Source organism: Streptomyces sp. NPDC002092 (assembly GCF_053593775.1).
This window is the reverse complement of the sequence record NZ_JBSFDG010000011.1, coordinates 273,574-294,443: the sequence shown is the minus strand read 5'-3', so window position 1 is coordinate 294,443 and position 20,870 is coordinate 273,574. Positions and strand designations below refer to the sequence as shown.

The 20,870-nt window shown below is 71.2% G+C and carries 23 protein-coding genes and 1 tRNA gene; 6 read left to right on the top strand and 18 right to left on the bottom strand.

Going from position 1 to position 20,870, the window contains the following annotated elements:
* The first annotated feature begins 64 nt into the window (after positions 1–64).
* Positions 65–664 (top strand): RICIN domain-containing protein, encoded by a 600-nt coding sequence (locus tag ACWCRD_RS26390; RefSeq protein WP_450968241.1) that lies wholly within the window; start codon positions 65–67, stop codon positions 662–664.
* A gap of 503 nt (positions 665–1,167) precedes the next feature.
* Here ACWCRD_RS26390 and ACWCRD_RS26385 read toward each other — a convergent pair.
* Both ACWCRD_RS26385 and ACWCRD_RS26380 read right to left on the bottom strand, forming a co-directional pair.
* Positions 1,168–1,241 (bottom strand) — tRNA-Pro (locus tag ACWCRD_RS26385).
* 113 nt (positions 1,242–1,354) lie between these two features.
* Positions 1,355–2,803: an MFS transporter gene (locus ACWCRD_RS26380; protein ID WP_450968240.1), complete on the bottom strand. Its 1,449-nt coding sequence runs from the start codon at positions 2,801–2,803 to the stop codon at positions 1,355–1,357.
* A 225-nt stretch (positions 2,804–3,028) separates the two neighbouring features.
* Here ACWCRD_RS26380 and ACWCRD_RS26375 point away from each other — a divergent pair, with 225 nt between their 5' ends.
* Entirely contained in the window at positions 3,029–3,613 is a 585-nt protein-coding gene (locus ACWCRD_RS26375) for a TetR/AcrR family transcriptional regulator (protein WP_450968313.1), read from the top strand.
* Between the two features lie 11 nt (positions 3,614–3,624).
* On the opposite strand, the gene ACWCRD_RS26370 is transcribed toward ACWCRD_RS26375, so the two are convergent.
* Positions 3,625–4,350, bottom strand: coding sequence for a polysaccharide deacetylase family protein (locus tag ACWCRD_RS26370; RefSeq protein ID WP_450968239.1), 726 nt, complete (start codon positions 4,348–4,350; stop codon positions 3,625–3,627).
* The gene (locus ACWCRD_RS26365) at positions 4,347–6,170 is read right to left on the bottom strand and encodes a glycosyltransferase (protein WP_450968238.1); all 1,824 of its coding nucleotides are present in this window, start codon (positions 6,168–6,170) and stop codon (positions 4,347–4,349) included. The genes ACWCRD_RS26370 and ACWCRD_RS26365 overlap by 4 nt, the downstream gene beginning before the upstream one ends.
* A 196-nt stretch (positions 6,171–6,366) precedes the next feature.
* On the opposite strand from ACWCRD_RS26365, the gene ACWCRD_RS26360 reads away from it, so the two are divergent.
* Entirely contained in the window at positions 6,367–6,780 is a 414-nt protein-coding gene (locus ACWCRD_RS26360; RefSeq protein WP_450968237.1) for a BlaI/MecI/CopY family transcriptional regulator, read from the top strand.
* 4 nt (positions 6,781–6,784) lie between these two features.
* Positions 6,785–7,795, top strand: a complete 1,011-nt coding sequence (locus tag ACWCRD_RS26355) for a M56 family metallopeptidase (RefSeq protein ID WP_450968236.1) — start codon at positions 6,785–6,787, stop codon at positions 7,793–7,795.
* An 11-nt stretch (positions 7,796–7,806) separates the two neighbouring features.
* Here the strand turns inward: ACWCRD_RS26355 and ACWCRD_RS26350 are convergent, their stop codons facing one another.
* The 4 genes from ACWCRD_RS26350 to ACWCRD_RS26335 form a co-directional block, all read right to left on the bottom strand.
* Entirely contained in the window at positions 7,807–8,877 is a 1,071-nt protein-coding gene (locus ACWCRD_RS26350) for a DUF4037 domain-containing protein (protein ID WP_450968235.1), read from the bottom strand.
* A gap of 53 nt (positions 8,878–8,930) precedes the next feature.
* Positions 8,931–9,017, bottom strand: coding sequence for a hypothetical protein (locus ACWCRD_RS26345; RefSeq protein ID WP_450968312.1), 87 nt, complete (start codon positions 9,015–9,017; stop codon positions 8,931–8,933).
* A gap of 207 nt (positions 9,018–9,224) precedes the next feature.
* Positions 9,225–10,226, bottom strand: coding sequence for an ABC transporter permease (locus tag ACWCRD_RS26340; RefSeq protein ID WP_450968234.1), 1,002 nt, complete (start codon positions 10,224–10,226; stop codon positions 9,225–9,227).
* 52 nt (positions 10,227–10,278) lie between these two features.
* Positions 10,279–11,319, bottom strand: a complete 1,041-nt coding sequence (locus tag ACWCRD_RS26335) for a substrate-binding domain-containing protein (RefSeq protein WP_450968233.1) — start codon at positions 11,317–11,319, stop codon at positions 10,279–10,281.
* A gap of 227 nt (positions 11,320–11,546) precedes the next feature.
* Here ACWCRD_RS26335 and ACWCRD_RS26330 point away from each other — a divergent pair, with 227 nt between their 5' ends.
* Complete coding sequence (locus tag ACWCRD_RS26330; RefSeq protein ID WP_450968232.1) at positions 11,547–12,308, top strand: ATP-binding cassette domain-containing protein; 762 nt, start codon at positions 11,547–11,549, stop codon at positions 12,306–12,308.
* A gap of 76 nt (positions 12,309–12,384) precedes the next feature.
* Complete coding sequence (locus tag ACWCRD_RS26325) at positions 12,385–12,819, top strand: VOC family protein (RefSeq protein ID WP_450968231.1); 435 nt, start codon at positions 12,385–12,387, stop codon at positions 12,817–12,819.
* Positions 12,820–12,851: 32 nt separating this feature from the next.
* Here the strand turns inward: ACWCRD_RS26325 and ACWCRD_RS26320 are convergent, their stop codons facing one another.
* From ACWCRD_RS26320 to ACWCRD_RS26275, 10 genes are all read right to left on the bottom strand, one after another.
* On the bottom strand, positions 12,852–13,067 hold the full coding sequence (locus ACWCRD_RS26320) for a hypothetical protein (protein WP_450968230.1): 216 nt from the start codon (positions 13,065–13,067) through the stop codon (positions 12,852–12,854).
* A 213-nt stretch (positions 13,068–13,280) separates the two neighbouring features.
* Complete coding sequence (locus ACWCRD_RS26315; RefSeq protein ID WP_450968229.1) at positions 13,281–14,027, bottom strand: PP2C family protein-serine/threonine phosphatase; 747 nt, start codon at positions 14,025–14,027, stop codon at positions 13,281–13,283.
* Positions 14,028–14,162: 135 nt separating this feature from the next.
* Complete coding sequence (locus ACWCRD_RS26310) at positions 14,163–14,807, bottom strand: response regulator (RefSeq protein ID WP_450968228.1); 645 nt, start codon at positions 14,805–14,807, stop codon at positions 14,163–14,165.
* 32 nt (positions 14,808–14,839) lie between these two features.
* Entirely contained in the window at positions 14,840–16,177 is a 1,338-nt protein-coding gene (locus ACWCRD_RS26305) for a sensor histidine kinase (protein ID WP_450968227.1), read from the bottom strand.
* Positions 16,178–16,246: 69 nt separating this feature from the next.
* Positions 16,247–16,420: an alpha/beta fold hydrolase gene (locus ACWCRD_RS26300; protein WP_450968226.1), complete on the bottom strand. Its 174-nt coding sequence runs from the start codon at positions 16,418–16,420 to the stop codon at positions 16,247–16,249.
* A gap of 94 nt (positions 16,421–16,514) precedes the next feature.
* Positions 16,515–17,465, bottom strand: coding sequence for a catechol 2,3-dioxygenase (locus tag ACWCRD_RS26295; RefSeq protein WP_450968225.1), 951 nt, complete (start codon positions 17,463–17,465; stop codon positions 16,515–16,517).
* A complete protein-coding gene (locus ACWCRD_RS26290) occupies positions 17,462–18,574 on the bottom strand; it encodes a 4-oxalomesaconate tautomerase (protein ID WP_450968224.1) in 1,113 nt (370 codons plus the stop codon). Before ACWCRD_RS26290 ends, ACWCRD_RS26295 begins: the two co-directional genes overlap by 4 nt.
* Entirely contained in the window at positions 18,571–19,275 is a 705-nt protein-coding gene (locus ACWCRD_RS26285; protein ID WP_450968223.1) for a 4-carboxy-4-hydroxy-2-oxoadipate aldolase/oxaloacetate decarboxylase, read from the bottom strand. Before ACWCRD_RS26285 ends, ACWCRD_RS26290 begins: the two co-directional genes overlap by 4 nt.
* Positions 19,272–20,021, bottom strand: coding sequence for a PIG-L deacetylase family protein (locus tag ACWCRD_RS26280; protein WP_450968222.1), 750 nt, complete (start codon positions 20,019–20,021; stop codon positions 19,272–19,274). The genes ACWCRD_RS26285 and ACWCRD_RS26280 overlap by 4 nt, the downstream gene beginning before the upstream one ends.
* Positions 20,022–20,092: 71 nt before the next feature.
* Positions 20,093–20,743, bottom strand: coding sequence for a GntR family transcriptional regulator (locus ACWCRD_RS26275; RefSeq protein WP_450968221.1), 651 nt, complete (start codon positions 20,741–20,743; stop codon positions 20,093–20,095).
* Between the last annotated feature and the right edge of the window lie 127 nt (positions 20,744–20,870).

The window sequence follows — 20,870 nt, the reverse complement described above, 5'->3', positions numbered from 1 at the left end:
CAAGCTTGGCATGCTTCACGGGCCGCGGGAGGCACAGGCCACCCGCCTTTCTTCAGGGAGAAAGATGCGTATTCGCAAGAGGGCGCTGGCCGTTACGGCGGTGTTAGCGGCAGCGTTCGGCGGCGCGATACCGGCAGCGCAGGCCGACGCGACCACGTCGGCTCACGCGACGCTGGGAGGGGCCCTGGCCTCCTCCAGGCAGGCGGGCCCCAAGGTGGTGACTCCGCAGAGGACCGGCGTCTACATTCGGATCGACAGCCTGTACTCCGTGACACCGGGACAGTGCTTGGATGCGGACGCCAACAACGGCGCGAACGGCACCAAGGTGCAGACCTGGGCGTGCAACGGCAGCACCCAACAAGAGTGGATCTCCTGGGACGACGGCAGCGTGGAGAACGTGCGATTCCCAGGGATGTGTCTGGACGCCGACACCAACGGCGGAGGCGCGAACGGCACCAAGGTCCAGCTGTGGCAGTGCAATGGCAGCACCCAGCAGCAGTGGTTCGTGCGCTCGAACGACCTGGCCATCTACAACGTCAGGTACAACTTCAACTACAACACCGTCCTTGACCGAGACACGAACACGAATGGCAACGGGGCAAAAGCGCAGCTGTGGGTGAAGAACTTCCAGTCGCAGCAGTGGTGGAAGATAGTGGCCGCTTAGCAGCTGAGTGAGGATCGGTTCAAGCGGCCATGGTCGCCTCACGATCATGGCCGCCGTCGGTCCGGTTCAAACCGTGAGGGCCGATACGAGGCCGAACGTCGCGCAACGAGCACCCGTGGCTGCCCACCCCGCGTCCACCGCTTCCGGCGCCGATCCTCATACGGATCGGTTAACCGTCCGTATGCTTCCTGCATGCCCCAGTAATACCAGCCGTTGCGCGTGCGCTCGTCCCGCGAGCCGCCTTCCGATCACGGTGGACCATCCCGGTCACAGCACGATCGGCGTACAGAGCCGAAAGGGGCATCCCTCAGCAGTGGGAGCCCTCTGGGACTCTTCTTTCCGCGCACCTCAGCGTGCTCCGCGCACCACGCTCACTGCCGAGCCCGATCGTCGTGACCCGCTGACCTCGGTCAAGGGCGTCGGTCCCCATCTGGTCCCCCAAAAATGATCAGGGCCGGTTTCGGATGCCTCCGAAACCGGCCCTGACCTGCGACTGTCTCCAGTCGGGACGACAGGATTTGAACCTGCGACCCCTTGACCCCCAGTCAAGTGCGCTACCAAGCTGCGCCACGTCCCGGTGCGCTTCCCGCGGTGAACCGCGGGAACACGCAGGTCAACCTTACCGTACGTACAGCGGTGTTACGGCCGGGGCCGGTGGCCGACCCGGCAGTCCGGGTCGGCTGCCTGGGGTCAGCCGCGGGTGCCGGATGTAGCCGCTTCCGGCTGGGTGGGGGTCAGGTCGGCGGTGGGGGCCGGAGCGGTGAGGCGGGTCTTGCGTGCCGTCGGGACCAGCAGGGCCGCCAGTGCTGCGGCCAGGCACAGCACCGCCAGCAGGGCGAAGCCGTGGGTGTAGCCGGAGACGTACGGCAGACCCGAGGGCTGGAGGCGGCCGGTGACCAGGACGCTGGTGACCGCGGCGCCGATGGAGCCGCCGATGGTGCGGATGTTGGCGTTCATACCGGTCGCGGCGCCGGTCTGGGAGGCCGGGACGCTGCCGACGATCAGGTTGGCCATGGAGGCGAAGGCCAGTCCGATGCCGAGGCCGAACACGCCCGATACCAGGGCGACTTGCCACTGCGCGGAGTGCCAGAGGGCGAGGACGCCCAGGGCGAGGGCGCCGAGTGCGGCGCCGGTGGTCAGGAGGGACTTCGCGCCCACCACGGGTTCCAGACGGCCGCTGAGGATGCCGGAGAGGAACATCGCCACCAGCATCGGCAGCATCAGCAGGCCGGAGGCCGTGACGCTCGCGCCGAAGCCGTAACCCGCGGCGGAGGGCGTCTGGACGAAGGCCGGCAGGAAGGACCAGAGCGCGTACATTCCCGCACCGAACAGCAGGGCGGCGGTGTTGGTGGTCCACACGGCCGGCAGTCGCATGACGCGCAGGTCGATCAGCGGGGTGCGGGAGCGGGCCTCGGACAGCATCCACAGGGCGAACAGGGCGGCGGCCGCGGCGAACAGACCGATCACCTTGGCCGAGCCCCAGCCCCATTTGCTCGCCTGGCTCAGCGGCAGCAGCAGGGCCACCAGCCAGGCCGAGAGCAGACCGGCACCCAGCCAACTGACCTTGCCCTCGGCCCGGGTGGGCGACTCGGGCACGTAGCGCAGGGCGATGAACACCGTGACCGCGACGACGGCGACCGGGATCCAGAACAGCCAGCGGTAGTCGAGCGCGGACACGATGGGTCCGGCCGCGACGATGCCGACGCCGCCGCCCGCGGCGATCACCGCGGAAAGGTTGCTGATGCTGCCGCTGACCTGGGACGGGGCGAACTCGTCGCGGATGATGCCGAAAGAGAGCGGGAAGAGGGCACCACCGACGCCCTGGACGACCCGGGCGACGATCAGGACGCCGATGGTCGGGGCGAGCGCGGCGAGCAGACAGCCGAGCAGCACGACGGACAGGACGGCGACCAGGGTGCGCTTCTTGCCGATCAGGTCGCCGACGCGGCCGAGGATCGGGGTGAAGACGGAGGCGGACAGCAGATAGGCCGTCATCACCCAGGTCGCGGTGGACTGGGAGGTGTGCAGTGCGTGCTGGACGGTCGGCAGGGCCGGCGCGATCAGCGACTGCAGCATGGCGAACACACCGGCGCCGGCCGCGAGGACCGCGAAGGTGAGACGGGTGGACTTGCTGGGCATGAAGGGCCTCTCCGAACGAGCGGGGTGCGGCCGAGGTTCTCGGGCCACGGTCGTGCGGGCCCGGAGCGCCGGTGGGCGGACTCGGGCACGCCGACGGCCGCGGTGAGCGGTCGCGGAAAGGTGGTGGACGTGCCCTCCACTGGTAAAGTGGAGGAGTACCTCCACTCTAGCGGAGGCACACCTCCGCTTCAAGTAGCGGAGGCATTCCTCCGTATCGAACCAGCTCTGGAGGCTCCCGTGACGTTCCCCGTCGGCGAGATCGTGGCGTCCCGGCGGCCGCACCGCAAGGACGCCGCACGCAACTACGACGCCCTGCTGGACGCAGCCCGCGAGGCGTTCGCGGAACACGGCTCCGATGCCTCCCTGGAGGACATCGCGCGTCGTGCGGGCGTGGGCATCGGCACGCTCTACCGCAATTTCCCGACCCGCCGCGACCTGTTCGAAAGCGTCTACGCGAGCGACGTCAACGAGCTGTGCCAGGTCGCGCAGGAGGTCGCCGGGCTGGAGCCGTGGGAGGCGCTGACGGCCTGGCTGAGCCGGTTCGCGGGATATATGGTGACCAAGCGGGCCGTCCGTGAGGCCCTCAACGACGAGTCCGAGATCTTCCAGGCCTGCCGGGAGTCGATGTACGCGGCGGGCGGGCCGCTGTTCGAGCGGGCGCAGGCGGCGGGCGAGGCACGCAAGGACATGGACTTCGTCGACCTGCTGCGGATGGTGGCCGGCATCACGGCCACGGCCTTCGACGACGACGCCCAGCGCGATCGGGTTCTGGCGATCGCGCTGGACGGGGTGCGCACCACCGCCCGCTGACGCTCCCCCGCTTACCGTCCGTGTTCGCGCAGCGGTCCGACCGACAGGTCCCGCTCCTCGCAGGTGTCGAGGATGCGGGGCAGAGCGCCGAGGGCCGAGCGCCAGGCGCCGGGAGCCGAGGTGCAGTCGGAGTCGTGCAGCAGGATCGTGCCGCCGCCGTCCAGGTCGCGGGTGACCGTGCGGTGGACGGAGTCCGGGGTGGCACGGGCGGTCCAGTCCTCGCCCCAGGCCGTCCACAGCACCGGAGTGAGGCCGAGGCGGCGGGCGGCGAGATGACCGCCGGTGGACATCACACCGTAGGGCGGCCGGAAGAGCGCCGGGGCACGGCCGGTGAGGGCGCCGACCGTGTCGCGGGCGCGGGCGAAATCGTCGTACGTGGCGCGCGGGCCCCGCAGCAGCAGCGGGCGGTGGAGCCAGCCGTGGATGCCGATCTCATGCCCGGCGGCGGCGATCTCGCGGACCAGGCCGGGCGAGCGGCGCGCCTGGCAGCCGAGGAGGAAGAAGGTGGCGGTGACCTTCCGTTCTTCCAGGACCCGCAGGAAGAACGGGGTGGACATCGGGTCGGGCCCGTCGTCGAAGGTCAGCGCGACGTGGTCGGCGCGGCCCCGGCCCGCGAGGCGGGGCATGGCCCGGTTGCGCAGCGGACCGAAGGTGGACAGCACCGGGGCCGCGTGAGCGGCGACGAGTACGGGAACGGCGACCCGGGCGGCCGTACGGAGCAGACGTGCGGCACTCACGAGCGGTGGCCCTCCGGGCGATGAGCGCCGGTGTGCGGCGGTTCGTCGAGGTCCAGGCTGCGACCGATGGCGTGCATGACGCCCTTGCCCGTGTCCGTGGTGGCGACCGCGGTACCGACTGCACACACCCAGACGGCACAGGCTGCGACGGCGGTGGCGGCGGCGAGACGACGTAGGGCGGGACGGCTTCGAGGCCCTTCTACGACGAAAGACTCAACGGCGGTACGGGTCCCCGCCCCACGTCCGCCGAAAGGCACAACAGCCGCCCGAACTCCCGTCCTGAGTACGCCGGAAGGCGCAACGGGCGCGCAGACTCCCGCCTCGCGTCCGACGGAAGGCCCAGCGACCGGCCCGGCGGCGTGTGCGGCGGGCCGCGCAGCGGCCGCACGGGCCCCGTGCACAGCGGGCGCCGCACCGGCCGGATCCGCTCCGGTCGCGAGCACAGCAGACGACCCAACCGCCGAACGGGCGCCCGCCCCGCACCCGGCGGACGGCCCAGCGACGGGACCGGCCCCACGCGCAGCAGGCAGCGCACCGGCCGGATCCGCTCCGGTCGCGGACACGACGGACGACCCAACCGCCGGACGGGCTCCCGCCCCGCCGCCGGCGGACCGTGCAAGGGCGAGTGGAGCAGGGAGCGGGGGGCGGGCGCCGCAGGCGCGGGCTATTGCGTCCGCCGGGCCCCGGCCGGGGGTGGCGAACAGGGCTAGTCCTGCCTCGCGTTGGAGCAAGCCGCGGGGGCCGTCGATCAAGTCGCAGAGGATGTCCTTGAGTTCGGCCGGGTGCTCGATCCAGGCGGCGACGCCCGCCTCGTCGAGCGCGGCCGCGTTGGCCGGTCCGTGGCCCGGTATGCAGCGGTAGCTGGCGACGGGCAGGCCGGCGGCGAAGGCCTCCAGCGAGGTCAGTCCGCCGGCGTTCTGGACGAGCACGTCGGCGGCGTGCATCAGGCCGGGCATGTCGTCCACCCAGCCGTAGGCGTGCTCGATGCCGTCCTCCCGCAGCTGACGGGCCAGCGTCTCGTTGCGGCCGCAGACCACGACCGGCACGGCCGCGCCGCAGTCCCGCAGCTCCAGGGCCATCTGCCGGACCGGGCCGACTCCCCAGGAACCCGCGACCAGCAGGGCGAGCGGGGCGGCGGGCAGGCCGAACCGGGCGCGGGCGGCGGTGCGTTCGGCCGCCTGCGCGGGCCGGAACCGCGGGTCGACGACCGGCCCGCCCACCCGGACGTCGTGCGCACCGAGGGCCCGAGCCTGGGCGGCGGGCACGGCGTGGGCGGCGAGGTGGACGTCCACGCCGTCGGCCACCCACAGCGGGTGCACCGAGAAGTCGGTGAGGTAGGTGAACACCGGCACGTCGAGACGGCCGGCCAGCCGCAGTCTGCCCAGCACCCGGCTGGCCCCGGGATAGGTGGAGACGACGGCGCCGGTGTCCGCGGGCAGGGCGCGCAGCATCCGGTCCTCGGCGGTGCGCAGCAGGGCACCGGCCAGCAGGCCGCCACCACCGGCGCGCTCGGTGCTGTCGTAGACCCGCTGGTAGATCCAGGGTGCCCGGACGAGCATCCGGTGGTAGCCGGCGCGGACGGCCCGGCCGATCCGGGCGGGCAGCAGGTCGAGCAGGTCGTACCGGTCGACGGCGACACCGGCGGCCTGGAGCCGGCGGTGCAGCTCGTGCGCGGCACCGTCATGGCCCGCCCCGATGCTGGCGGAGACGATCACGACGCGTTCGGCCGGTGCCGTACGGCGGGGCGTCGTCGCGGGCCGCGTGCTCAGGGCGGCGGCCGCAAGGGCGCGCAGATGCACCGTACTTCCGAGGTGGGGCATGGGCTTGTTCCTCCGCAGGTGGAGTGAGGCGGCGAAACTCTACAACATGTAGTAGGTAAACTCGTACAAGTTGTAGTAGTAACCCGAGGAGCCGGCCGGGCGGTCGGTCCTGGGAGGCCGGACCCATGTCCTACATGTCGTAGTGGACAGGCGGATAGGCTGTGCCCCCGAGCGACGAAGGACGGTGAGGTGAACAGTGCACGACCGGGAGGGCGAGACAGCCGGCAGGCGGGCGCGCGGTGAGCTGGAGAGCGGGGTGCTCGCCACGCTGTGGGGAGCCGAGGAGCCGCTGACCGCACGGCAGGTCAGGGACCGGCTGCCCGGCGATCTCGCCTACACGACCGTGCTGACGATCCTGTCGCGGCTGTACGACAAGGGCATGCTCGTCCGGCACCGGGCAGGCCGCGGCTACGCCTACGCGCCCGCCCGCGACGAGGCCTCCCACACCGCCGATCAGATGCACGCACTCCTCGAGCACGGTTCCGACCGCGAGGCTGTCCTCAGCCGCTTCGTCTCCGAACTGTCCCAGGAGGACGAACAGTTGCTGCACCGACTGCTGTCCGACCAGGACACCGGCCACGACTCCGGCCGCGCCGGCAAGGAGCCGTGAGCCGGTGCGGATCAGCGTCTACGTCCCCCTCCTGGTCACCGTCGTCCTCGCGGTGCTCGTCCCCGGCCCGGCACGGCGGCTGGCTCCACGTCCGGCCGCCTGGGCGCTGGCCTGTGCCGCACTGGTGACCGCGCTGGGCTGGCTGGGGTCGCTGGCCCTGCTGGCGTTCGCCGGGTTCGCACGCATCCCCGAGGTCGCCGCCGAGGGCCGCTGGTCGGTGTCGGCACTGAGCGCCGACGACCCGGTGTACCTCACCGTCGCGACGGCCGCGGCCCTCGCCCTGGCCGCTTCCTGCGCCGGGCTCGGGGTGGCCGCCGTACGCCAGGTGCGGCATCTGAGGTGGGCGCGCCGGGAGTGCCGGCGGCTGTCGGGCGACACCGAACTGGCCGTCCTGGACGACGCGTCACCGACCGCCTTCGCCCTGCCCGGCGCACCCGGGCGGATCGTGGTCTCCCGCGGCATGCTGCGCTGCCTCGGCGACGGCGAACGCGAGGCGCTGCTGGCGCATGAGCGCGCGCATCTGCGCGGCAGGCACCATCTCTTCCAGACCCTGTGGCGGCTCACCGCGGCCGTCAGTCCGCTGCTGCGCCCGCTGGCCGCGACGGGCGGTTTCATCCTGGAGCGCTGGGCGGACGAGGAGGCCGCCGCCCAGGTCGGCGACCGGCGGATCGTCGCGCGATCGGTCGGCCGCGCCGCGCTCGCCTCCGCGGCGCACCCGCCGCGCACGGGCATGCTGGCCGCGACAGGAGGCGCCGTACCGCAGCGGGTCCGCGCGCTGCTCGCGCCTCCTCCGCCGCGGCGGGCGCTGCCGTTCGTCGGAGGCGCGTTGCTGCTGGCTGTGTGCTGCACCAGCCTGGCGAACGCCGCGTCCGACAGCGAGGACATGATCGAGAGCGCGCAGCGTGCGGCGTGCGCGTCACAGGTGAAGTCGGCGGGGATGCCCGGCGAGCCGGTGCGGCAGCCTGGGCCCGGGGATGAGCGGTGTTGCCTGCATGACGGGCGGCACGGGCACTGATCGCTCGGCGGTCAGGCGGAGAGGCCCGGTCCGGCGATGTAGCGGATACGACGGTCGGTGTGGTTCCGGTCGGTGACGTCGGTGCTGTCGACGTACTGGTCGATCGCACCGACCGGGGGCAGTGCGCGCAGGGCGGGATCGCCGATGGAGGCGATCAGGGCATCGGTGAAGCGGTGGGCGTCCAGCACCAGGAACGGCCTGGTGTGGAAGTGACGGACCTTCACGTCAAGGGGTTCGGTCAGCCCGACGCGGTTGTGCATGCCTGCGGCCAGCTCGTACGCCGGGGACAGGTACTGCTCGCGTTCCTGCCAGCTGCGCGCCGCCAACGCGCCCGCCAGGAGCGGGGTGAGCTCCGCGGCACAGGGCAGTGCGGCGAAGGCGCTGCCCAGCCACTTGCTGTAGGGCGGGTAGACGCGGTGCATCAGCAGGCACAGCTTCATCAGGTCGCGCACCTGCCGGGCGGCGACCACCGCGGAACCCAGGTCGTCGCCGACCTCGCCGCAGCGCCCGACGAACGGTTCCTCCTGGGACAGGCGCATCCACTGGCAGGCCAGCACATGACGCCACACGTCATCGGGATACCAGGCGAGAGCTGTGCGGTAGGACTCGAGCAGGCCGAGGCCGTCGTGGAAGACCGCGCCGCCGGTCAATTCCCGTAGCAGTTGCGTCGGAACCATGAGCCAATCACGCACCGGCAAACCCTGAGCCGGGTCGGCGCCGAGCTGCTCGGTGAAGAAGGCCCGCAGATCGTTGATGTGCACCCAGTGCCGGGCCGGTGCGCCGTCGGGAAACGAGAACCGAACCGGGTGGCCGCGGAACTCCTCCGGCAGCCGCCGGTCGAGCTCCGCGTCCAGGTGCTGCGCCCGGGCCCGGAAGTCCTCGCCGGCGAGGAACACCTCCAGGCGCGGCCCCCAGGCGTGGTCGGTGGAACGCGCGGTGTCGAAACCCTGCACCTCCGAGCCGTAGCCGATCAGCGCCGCCGAGTACGCCACGCCGTGCAGCGCGTCGTCCAGGATCGGGGCGACGACCTCCGTGTGGAACAGCTCGGCCAGCTCAAGACCGGGAAGAAAGCGACGCGTCACGCCCGCCACCCTGGCAGAACCACGTGGACGCCGGCCAACGGTTATCGTCAGACTCAGTCCTGCGGCGCGAGCAGGACGACCGGGATTTCGCGGTCGGTCTTCCGCGCGTACTCGTCGTACAGCGGGAAAACGCGCGCCATCCGGGGCCACAGAAGCTCACGTTCGGCCGGGAGGCGACCCGGGCGTGAGCGGTGAAACGGCGGCCGCCGACCTGCACTCCGACGCTCGGGTCCGCCCGGAGGTTCTCGAAAAGCGTGTGGACGCCGTTCGACTCGCGTCCCTCCGAGCCGCCGGAGGCCAGGTACTGACGGGTCTGCTCAGCGACCCAGTCCCGGTGGCGCGTCGCGTCAGCGGGCGGATCCCCTGCGCAGGACCTTGTCGACGGCGACCGTGACGACGACCAGCGTCCCGGTGGCGACGTCCTGATAGAGGCTGTCGATGCCCGCCTGGGTGAGGCCGGAGCGGAGCACGGTGACGATCAGTGTTCCGATGAGCGTTCCGGCGACGCTTCCCCGGCCGCCGAAGAGGCTGGTCCCGCCGATGACGACGGCCGTGATGCTCTCCAGATTCGCCGTCTGGTAGGAGTTCGGGTCGGCGTTGGGGATACGGCCGAGGGCCTGCCACGCGGCGATGCCGTAGAGGAGGCCGGCGGTGACGTAGACCGACAGGACCGTACGCTGCACATTGATGCCGGTCAGGCGGGCGGACTCGGGGGCGTTGCCGACGGCGTAGATGTGCCGGCCCCAGGCCGTCTTGGCGAGGCCGTACCAGAAGAACGCGTACAGGCCCACGAGCAGGAACGTCCCCCAGGTGACGAGAACGCTGCCGACGTGGACGCCGTTGCCCCAGAAGACGAGCAGGTCGTCGGTGACCGGATAGCTGCGGGAGTCGGAGTAGAGCCTGGCCACGGCGTAGATGACGGTCAGTGCGCCCAGCGTCACGATGAAGGGAGGCAGGCCGAGGCGGGCCACGAGCAGGCCGTTGACCAGCCCGAGGACGGTCGCCGTGAGCAGGCCGAGCAGCAACGCCCCCGCGGGGCCGTGCCCTTCGAAGACGAGCTTGGCCATGACGAGCGTGCCGAGCACCGCGATGGCCCCGTTCGCCAGGTCGATGCCGGCGGTGAGGATGATCAGGGTCTGGCCCAGTGCCAGCGTGCCGGTCACGATGGACTGCTGGAGTACCAGGGCGAGGTTCTCCGGCGTCAGGAACGTGTCCGTCGCGACCGAGAAGACCAGTACGGCGACGGCCAGGGCCGCGAGGGGGCCGACGGTCGGTGTGCGCAGGGCGTACCGCAGTGCGTCCCGCAGCGCGGTGCCCGGCTCGCCCTCGGTGGCGGCACTGGTGGTCACGGGTGATCTCATGATCCGTTACTGATCCCTTCGCGCGGTCGGCGCCCGGAGGTCACCCCCAGCAGTGCCGGAGTCCCCAGCCGGTGTCGCGGGACGCCAGCCCGTGCACCGGCTTGTCGGTGATGAGTTGCGTGCCCGTGTCCGTGAAGCCGGACGGTTTCTTCCCGTGCCTGACGAAGTCGGTGACCGCGGCCACGCCCAGGTCGGCCATCCTGACCGGGAACTGCATGACGGTGGCCGCGTACTTGCCCGACCTGACGTCGCGCACACCCTCGCATCCGCCGTCGATGGAGCCGACGGTCACCCGCCCGTTGAGACCGCGTGCCGCGAGGGCCGTGTAGGCGCCGTCGGCCACCGGTTCGTTGATGGTGTACACCGAGTTCACATCGCTCGTGCGCTGCAGCAGGTTCTCCATCGCGGTCTGCCCCCGGTTGCGGTCGCCGTTGGTGATCGCCCGTCCGCGGATCGCCGGTGAGTCGTCCTTGATCCCGAAGCCGCTGAGGAAGCCGTCGTGGCGCTGTTGGCTGACCGTGGAACCCTCCGTGCCGTCGAGCATGAACAGCATGGGGGCCCGGCGGCCGAGCACAGCCCTGACATACGCGCCCTGGAGGTGTCCGGCCTTGAAGTTGTCGGCCGCGTACGTGGCCGCCGCCGCGCTCTCCGGGGCCGTCGCGGTGTCCAGCGCGATCACCAGGATGCCCTGCCGGCGGGCCTCGGCGATGGCGCCCAGGATCCCCGTCGTGTTCGACGGTGTGATCATGATGCCCCGCACATGGCGGGCGATGAGGCTCTCCACCGCATTGACCTGGCCCTCGTTGTCGCCGTCGAACTTGCCGGACAGGGCGATGAGCTCGGCACCCTCCTTCTTCGCCGCGGCCTGGGCCGCCTCGCGCAGAGCCACGAAGAACGGATTTGTCTCCGTCTTGGTCACCAGACCGATCGTGACCTTCCCCGTCCCCTGGCCACCCGTGGAGGCCTGATTTCCGCCGCAGGCCGCGGCGCCGAGCAGCATGGCTCCCACCAGGAGGAGCGTCGGCCCCGCGCGCGAACTCCGTGGCCGACCGCGCCTGCGGACGGTGCAGTGGTGTGCCATGGGTGACACCCTCCTCCGGCCGTGTCCAGTTTGTTCATACATATCGCACTGTGTCGTCTCAGTCTCCTCTTCGGGTGGGCGCGGCTGGACCACGCCGTTTGGACGGGTTCATGCGTTCTGCATTGCATACGTCCGGATAGGGACGAAAGATGGTGATCGGAACAGGGCCGGGGTTCCACCGGGTCCGTGCGGCGTCACCGCGGTCGCGCGGAGAAGGCGAGGTGCGCGTGACTGGTCCGCCGCTGCTCGCGCTGCACGGGATCTCCAAGCGGTACGGCGCCGTCCAAGCCCTCAAGGATGTCGACCTGGAGGTGCACAAGGGCCAGGTCGTCGCCCTTCTGGGTGACAACGGTGCCGGCAAGTCCACCCTGATCAAGGTCATCTCGGGGGTGGATCCCCCCGACAAGGGCGTCATCGAGTGGGAGGGGCGGGCGGTCCAGATCAGGACTCCCCGGATCGCCCAGCGCCTGGGCATCGCGACCGTGTACCAGGACCTGGCCCTGTGCGACGACCTCGATGTCGCCGCGAACCTCTTCCTGGGGCGGGAGCGGCGGTGCTCCGGCGCCCGGGGCCGCCTGTTCCGGTCGATGGACGACAGCGGGATGCGCAGGGAGGCGCGCGGGCAGCTCGACACACTGGGCATCCGCGTCCCCGACCTGCGTGCGCCGGTCGCTTCACTGTCCGCGGGCCAGCGGCAGACCGTCGCGATCTCCCGCGCGCTCCTCGGCCGGCCGAAGGCCGTCCTCCTGGACGAGCCCACCGCGGCGCTCGGCATCGCACAGGCCAGCCACGTCCTCGACCTCGTCGAGGAGCTCCGCGAGCAGGGCATCGGAGTGATCCTCATCAGTCACAACCTGGGAGACGTCAAGGCGGTCGCGGACGAGGCGGCGGTACTGCGCCTCGGCTGCAACAACGGCTTCTTCCATGTGCCGACCTCCCCGCAGGACCGGATCTTCTCCGCCATCGTCGGCGCCACGAGCAACTCCTGACGCTCCCTCACCCCGCCTCCCCCCACCTGCGGACCCGCCGGGATCGAGCAGATGATCACTCTGCTAAGGTGCGCCGATGCCACCGGTCAAGCAGTTCCAGGTCACCTTCGACTGTGCGGAACCCGAGCGCGTCGCCCGCTTCTGGTGCGAGGTTCTGGGGTACGTCGTACCACCGCCGCCCGTGGGGTTCACCACGTGGGACGATTTCGACCGCTCGCTGCCGCCCGAGCGTCAGGGTGCCTCGTTTGCCTGCATGGATCCCACAGGGGTCGGCCCGCGCATGTACTTCCAGCGCGTCCCCGAGGGCAAGGTGGTCAAGAATCGCGTGCACCTCTGCGTGCGAGCCGGTACCGGCCTCGTGGGCGAGGAGCGCCTCGCCACCCTCGAGGCGGAGTGCGCACGGCTGGTCGCGCTCGGCGCGGCGCGCGTGCGGCTGCTGCCCGCCGATGGCGTCAACGAGTCGTGCATCGTGATGCAGGACGTCGAGGGCAACGAGTTCTGTCTCGACTGAGTGGCCGCTCGGCGTCTGCCGGGCGGTGGCTGCTAGTCGGTCCCGCCCTGCAGGATGCGGCGGGCCGCTTCGGCCTCTGCTGCCGGCGGTGACAGTTCGTCGAGGGTGTCGAGTTCGTCGTCCGCTTGGAGTTCCTGTTCCCAGGCCGCCGCAAGGCGTTCTTGCTCCTCGCGCGGCTTGGCGCCGACGGCCTCGCGCTGCTCGGGGCCCAGGGCTGCCAGGAATCGTCCGACCGGGTCCGTGCGCATACGGTGCTCCTTGCCGCAGGAAGAGATGCCCCCTGTCCCAGCATGACTGAACGTTGCCCCGTCGGCCGCCCGGCATTGCGCATGGGTGGCGAGGGGCCGACGTACCGTGCTTCGTCGTGATGCGGGGCACCCAGGAGGGCCGCAGCAGGCTGATGCGTGAGCGGCGGGGAAACGATCGAGGCCGGCCGCGATGCGGGCGTTGTCCTCGGGGGGTCATCGTTCGTCCGCGACCCGTACGACCGCCAGCGTGATGTTGTCGGGCCCGCCCGCCGCGATCGCGGCCTTCCACAGCTCGAAGGCAGCCCGGCCGTCGTCGTGGTCTGTCAGCAGTTCCTCGATGACGTCCGTGGTCAGCGGGTCGGTCAGGCCGTCCGTGCAGACGAGGTAGCGGTCGCCGGGTGAGAGGGGCTCCGCCGTCACATGGGGGCTGACGGCCCGGTAGCCGGGGCTGCCGCCCAGGCACTGGGTGACCAGGGACGTGGTGCGCCGGCCGGGGGCGAGCGGTGGGCTGTCGTCGACGCTCACCTGGCGCAGGCCGTCGCGGGAGGCGGCCAGGACCCGGCTGTCGCCCACGTTGAAGATCAGCAGCGAGCCCGGTCGTACGACGATGCCCGCCACGGTCGTTCCCATGGCGGTCAGCTCGCTGCCCTCCGCTGCGGCCTGGTACACGGCACGGTTGCAGGCGTGCAGCGCGGCGCGGACGGCGTCCTCGTCGTCCAGAGCAGGGCCGATCGACGCGATCCGGCGCGCGACCAGGGCGCTCGCCACGTCGCCGCCGGGATGGCCGCCGAGCCCGTCGGCGACGGCGACGACCAGGGGCGTTCCGAGGGGGAAGACCAGGGTCTGCGGGCTCTCGGTCACGGTGGCGCACAGGGTCCACGGGCCGACGACGAGGCTGTCCTCGTTCCGTTCGCGCAGCAGCCCGGGATGGCTCACCGCGCTCACTGCGACGTACGGCATGGAGCGTCACCGCCTTCACGCACCAGGTGCACCTGGACACACAAGGACGCACCACTGGAGGGCTCGCTTCCGCTGCAAGTCTAGGAGCGGTTCGGTGTTTGTGCGGGTCAGCAGTCCTCTGTCGGCGTCAGCCGCTCATGCGCCCAGGTAGCGCAGCACCGCCAGCACCCGCCGGTTCGCGTCTTCCGAGGCCGTAAGGCCCAGCTTGCCGAAGACGGCGGCCACATGTTTCTCCACCGTGCCGGCCGACACCGCCAGGGTCTGCGTGATCGCGGCGTTCGACCTGCCCTGCGCCATCAGCGCCAGCACCTCGCGCTCGCGTGCCGTCAGTGTTTCGAGGTCCTCGCCCCGCCGCCCGGCACCGGCGAGCTGGGTGACGACCTCGGGGTCGAGGGCGGTCCCGCCGGCCGCCACCCGGGTCAGGGCGTCGGTGAACTCGGCCACGTTGGCGACCCGGTCCTTGAGCAGATAGCCGACGCCGGCCGAACCCTCGGCCAGCAGTCTCGTCGCGTACTTCGTCTCGATGTACTGGGAGAACAGCAGCACCCCGGTCCCGGGATGCTCCCGCCGGATGTCGATGGCGGCGCGCAGGCCCTCGTCCGTGTGGGTGGGCGGCATACGGATGTCGACGACGCCGACGTCCGGCCGGTGTTCGGCGACGGCCGACCGCAGACCCTCGGCGTCGCCCACCAGGGCGCACACCTCGTGGCCGCGCTCGGTGAGCATCTGGGCCAGCAACTCCCGCAGTACGGCGGCGTCCTCGGCGATCACGACACGCATACCGGAATGCTCCCTCACCTCTCGGCGTCCCCTCACGCGTGCAGCGGAAGTGCGACCGTCACCGCCGTCGGCCCGCCCTCCGGGCTGCTGACGTGCAAGGTGCCGTCGACCGTACGTACCCGCTGCAGCAGACCCGTCAGACCACTGCCCGCTCCGGGCGCCGCGCCTCCGCGCCCGTCGTCGGTCACACACAGCCGCAGCAGGCCCTCCTCCTGGCTGACGCGCAGGACCGCCCGCCGGGCGCCGCTGTGCTTGATGACGTTGGTGATCAGTTCGGCGGCGCAGAAGTAGGCGATGGTCTCGATCGCCGGAGTGGGCCGCTGCGGGACGTCGACGGCCAGTTCCACGGGTACGGTGCTGCGGGCCGCCAGCGTGGTGAGGGCGTCGGGCAGGCCGTCGTCCAGTACGGGCGGATGGATGCCGCGGGCCAGGTCGCGCAGCTCGCTGAGCGCTTCGGTGGCGTTGGTGTGCGCGGTCTCGATCAGCCGGCGCAGCCGCCCCGGGTCGGCGACCGGTTCGCCCTCCGCGCCCAGCCCCTCCCTCGCCATGTCGAGGCTCATGGCCAGCGCGACGAGCCGTACCTGCGCCCCGTCGTGCAGGTCCCGCTCCAGCCGGCGCAGCAGGGCCGCGGAGTCGTCGACGGCCAGGGCGCGGGTCTCCTCCAAGTTCCTTACCCGCTGGGCGAGTTCACCCGGCCCTAGCAGGGCATGCACCAGCCAGCGGTCCACGGCGACGATGCCGCGGGTCACCCACGGCGCCGCGAGCAGCGTCACCGCACCGATCGCGGCGGCCACGAAGGTCCCCGCGAAGGTGGTGCTGTGCGGGGCACCGCCGCCGACCGGGACGGGCGTGATGGTCGGCATGCCTTCCCCGCCGGGGTGCGGACGCTGCCCGAAGGCGGCCCAGCGCAGCGGAGCGGACAGATCGAGCAGGCCGGTCAGCCACCAGCCCACGGCATACAACTGCAAGGCGGCAACGGGCAGTTTGACCAATGTGTACGCCACCGAGCGCCATCCGGCGGCGTCCCGTAACCGCGCGTCGAGCCGCGCGAAAGCCTTTCCCGCGGGCCGCACCACCGGCGGCGCCGCCACCCGCTCCCCCAGCAGCCCCGCCGCCAGCCGACGATGCACGGCGGCGAAGGCACGGGCAAGCCCGGTCGAGCCGACGACGAGCAGCAGCCCGAGCACGGCACCGACGAGGGAGACGGTGAAGCCGGCACCGAGGGCAAGAACAACGAGCACCAGTACGGACCCGACAAGGGCAATCGGAAACCCGATCAGACAGTACGCGACCTCGGCCCGGGCCTGAGCCGTGAACGGCGCCCGCAGCACGGCCCGCAGACGCGCCGCCCCCGTATGTGTGTCCTGCATGATCCCAGTGTCCCGTCGCCACTGACATCCAACAGCCACGCGTACGCAAAGCCCCACGGGGAGCGGGCTTCAGCGCGTCGCGGCGGCCGCGTCCAGGATGACGTCGGCGACCCGTGCGGGCTGCTCGACCAGTACGAGGTGCCCGGCGTCGGGCACGGTGACCGTGCGGACCTGCGGGCAGGCCTCCAGGCCCCGCCGCTCGACGTCCGTCAGGCCGATCTCGTCGTGGTCGCCGCGCACCACCCAGGCCGGGACGGCGGCCTCGCACAGCCGTGGGACCAGTACCGGATACCGGTCCAGGTACTCGTAGTAGAGCTGCGCCGGGGCGGCAGACCTCTCAGGCGACCGGCGGGGTCCCGTGCGTGTGGAACGACTCGATGGTCTTCAGCCCCCAGGCCTGCCCTTTCTTCCGCTCCTCCTCGGTCCAGGTGATCAGCGGCCAGTCGGGCGCGAGGACGAGGCGGGTGAGCGGGTTGCACAGCTCGATGCGGTTGCCGCCCGGCTCGTAGACGTACAGGAAGAAGGTCTGCTGGATGGCGTGCTTGTGCGGGCCGGTCTCGATGAACACTCCGGTGTCGATGGCGAGATCGGCGGCGCGCAGGATGTCCTCGCGGGTGTCGGTCGCGAAGGCGATGTGGTGCAGCCGCCCGGTGGAGCCGGTCCAGTCCTCGGTGTAGACGACGTCGTACGACTTGTTCGTGTACGTCAGCCAACGCGCCGCGATCCGGCCGGAGTCGAGCCGGATCTGCTCGGTCGGCCGCGCTCCCAGCACGTGCTGTTGGAACTCGGCGTTGGCGAGCACGTCGGCCGCGAGGAAGTTGATGTGGTCCAGTCGCCGCACCCCGACGCCCCGGTTGGGCTTGGCCTGCGGCTGGTTCTTCAGTGCGGGCCTGAGCCCCTCGGGGGCCCGGTAGTGCTCGCTCTCCCAGTACAGGGCGTGCTCGTGGCCGTCCGGGTCAGTCGTCAAGTAGAGCCTGCCGAGGCCGGGTTCGTCCTCGACCCACTTGCCGGAGCCGCCCGCCTCCTCGATCGCCTTGATACGGCGATGGAGGGCCGCCTCGCTCGAGGTGCGCAGGGCGAGCCGGCCGAGGCCGGGCCGTTCGCGGGCGGTGAGGACCAGGCTGTGGTGCTCGTAGTCGTCGAAGGTCCGCAGGTAGACCGTGTCGCCGTCCTGGCCGTTGACCGTGAGGCCCAGGCAGTCGGTGAAGAAGGCGACGCTGGCGTCCAGGTCCGGGGTGAAGAGCTGGGCGTGGCCGATGTGGGCGATGTCGCCGAGCGGCGGGGTCATCGGTGACCTCCTTCGGGGTGCGGGGGGATGGGTGCCGTCTCGGCGGAGCGTGGGAAGACGGTGCCGTCGAAGATCTTGCGGGCCGTGCGGACCACGGCGGTGCGTCGGGCGGCGGGCAGTCCGTCGGGACCGGTGGTGAGGCTGCTTTCGATGTCCAGGAATCCGGTGGGGTGTTCGATACGGACACGGTCGCTGCCGGCATCGAGCTGCGCGAGTTCCGCACCCACCCCGCCCGCGATCCGCAGGCCGGCGGCCACACTGGCGGCGCCGAGCACACCGATCGACGTGTGGCAGCGCACCGGGATGAAGGTGCGGGTGGAGATCGCGCCGCCGTCCCGGGGCGGGGCGAGGAGGGTGAGCTTGGGCACGGTGGCGTCCGAGACATCGCCGAGGCCCATCAACCGCCCTGCTTCCAGGCGGATTTCATGCAGCCGGTCGGCGAGTGCGAGGTCCTCCTCCAGGTACTTGGGCGACTCGTAGCCGCTCACCTTGAGGGACGAGGCCGCGACGAGCACCGTCGGCATGCCGTTGTCCACGCAGGTCACGGGTGTGCCGTCGAGGTCGTCCCGGACCTTGCCGGTGGGCAGCAGCTTCCCTGCTCCGGCGGGGAATTCGATGACCACGGGCGCGGCCGTCCCCGGCACGCCCGAGATCTCGGCGTCTCCCCTGTAGTCGACGCGACCGCCGGGGGTCGGGAAGGTGGCTGTGGCGAAGTCGCCGGTGTTGACCATGCGGATGCGGACGGAGGTCTGCTCCTCCCGCGCCGCCACAAGCCCGCGCTCGACGGCGAACGGGCCGATGCCGGCAAGGATGTTCCCACAGTTCTGACGATCACTCACTTCAGGCCCGTCGACGGCGACTTGGAGGAAGAGGTAGTCGACGTCGGCGCGCGGATCGGCCGAGACGGACACCACGGCCACCTTGCTGGTGAGCGGATGTGCGCCACCGAGCCCGTCGATCTGCCGCTCGTCGGGACTGCCCATGATGCGCAGCAACAGCGCGTCGCGCAGAGCCGGTTCCGCGGGAAGGTCGTCGGCGAGGAAGTAGGCCCCCTTGGAGGTACCGCCCCGCATCAGCAGACAGCGAACCTCCTCGGGTCCGCCGGTCACGGCTGCTCCCCCAGGTACTCCTCATACGTCCGGTACTCGACGCCGAGCCGCTCGAGGGTCCCCCTCAACCCGTAGCGGTCCAGGCCGAGTTGTCCTTCGAGGAAGGCGGCGCGGGTGGCGGTCTCCTTGGCCTCGCGGGCCTGCGCCTTCTCCGCCGTCCCGCGGGCGCGTTCACGGGGTACGACCACGACGCCGTCGTCGTCGGCGAGGATCACGTCGCCGGGGCGGATCACCTGGCCGTCGATGGCGATCGGCACATTCACCGAACCGCCGGTGGCCTTGACCGTGCCCTGCGAGGAGACGGCCCGGGACCAGGCGGCGAAGCCCATGTCCCGCAGCTCCTGGGTGTCGCGGATCCCCGTGCTGAGGACGACACCGCGCACGCCGCGCTGCTTCAGGGCGGTCGCGAACAGCTCGCCGAACAGACCGTCCGTGCAGGGCGAGGTGGTGGTGACGACCAGGATGTCGCCCTCGCCGCACTGCTCGACGGCCGCGTGGATCATGAGATTGTCGCCCGGCCAGCCGATCACGGTGACGGCTGTTCCCGCGACTCGTACGCCCTGCTGGATCGGGCGGATGTCCGGTCCCAGCAGGCCGCTGCGGCCCATCGCCTCGCTGACCGTGGCCACGCCGAAGCCGGCCAGCGCCTCGACCTCCTTCGCAGCGGCCTTCGGCGGGTTGGTGACGATCACGCCGCTCATGCCAGCTCCTTCGCGATCTGCGGGAACGGCCGCATGTACGCCTCGGCCATGGTGTCGTGCGCAAGGCCCAGGTTCGGGCCGGCGTTCCGTTTGAGCTGGACGCCGCGGCGGACCGCGAGGTCGGTGTAGTACGCCCACAGGTGCTGCTGGGCGGCCAGGCACTCCATGGCCTTGCGCTTGGTGTCCCACACCTCGGTGATGTCGAGGAGGACCTCGGGCCTGAAGCCGCTCATCTCGGGCTGGTGGGGCTCGAAGTAGAAGACGGGCGGGGCGCCGATGATGTCGCCCTCGCCCGGGTAGCCGATAGCCTGGGCGAGGATGCGGGCCTGAAGTGCCATGCGGTTGGCGGCCGGGTGGTCGCCGTTGTACGGGTCCTCGACCGGGTGGGTGAGGACCACGTCCGGCTGTGTCTCGCGGTACACGGCGACGAGTTCGTCGGTCAGCTCGGCGGTGGGGATGAGCGGGTAGTCGCCGGCGTCGAAGAAGCGGACCCCGGCGCCGAGGGTGGCGGCGGCACGCTCGGCCTCGTCCCGGCGTATCGCCTTGATCTCGTCGAGCTTCCTGCCCTCGCGCCACGCCTTGGCGGACTCGCCGCGCTCGCCGAAGGTCAGACAGGCGATGGTGACCTTCTCCCCGCGGGCGGCGGCCAGGGCGATGGCGCCGCCCGCCCGCCACACGAAGTCCCCGGCATGCGCCGTGACGACGAGGGTGGACCGCGGGGAGGCGGGCGCGTTGACCTGGGTCATGCTGCGATCTCCCAATTTCTTGGTGACAGATGGGCGCCCGCCCCTTCCAGCGGCTCTCGGCCGCGCGGCTGTCAGTCGCGCAGCGCCTCGATCACGCTGGTGAGGTGGGCGCGGACGGCCGTCTCGGCCGCCTGCGGATCCCTGGCCCTGATCGCCTCGATCATCACCAGGTGCTCGCTCAGGGACTGCTGCGGACGCCCCGGCCGCAGCGCCAACTGGAAGCGATGGCGCACCAGTTGGGCGTTGAGCCGCTCCAGCAGGTCCACGGCCGTCCGCTGGCCGGAGAACTCGCGCACCTTGGCGTGCAGTTCCTGGTTGAGCTCGGAGTAGGTCACCGGCTCACCGTCGGCCACGGCCTTGGTCATCGCCGCGCCCAGCTCGGTCAGCCGGGCGAGCTGCTCGTCGCTGGCGGCGACGGCGGCCTTCGCCGCGCACAGCCCTTCGAGGACCATCCGGCACTCGGTGATGGCGACCGCTTCCTCCACGCTCACCACCCGCACCCGCGAGCCGCGGTTGCGGATCCGCTCGACGAGACCCTGGGCCTCCAGATCGATGAGTGCCGCGCGGATGCTGGCCCGTGTCACACCGAACTGCTCGGCGAGTTCGTTCTCCACCAGCCGCTGTGCCGGTGCCATCTCGCCGTGCAGGATCGCCTGCCGCAGCTGCGCTAGCGCATGCTGCTTGGCCTGCTCTCCGGTGCTCGGACGGGCTTCTGTCGGCATCGCTGCCCTCCTGAGTGAGTGCCTGTCGAACCTAAATCTAGCCAGACAATATTGTCAACAATTTTGTCCGCCATATTGCGGGCATGGTGCGACTCCCCTTGCGTGAGGGGCAAGGAGACGTGGGAGT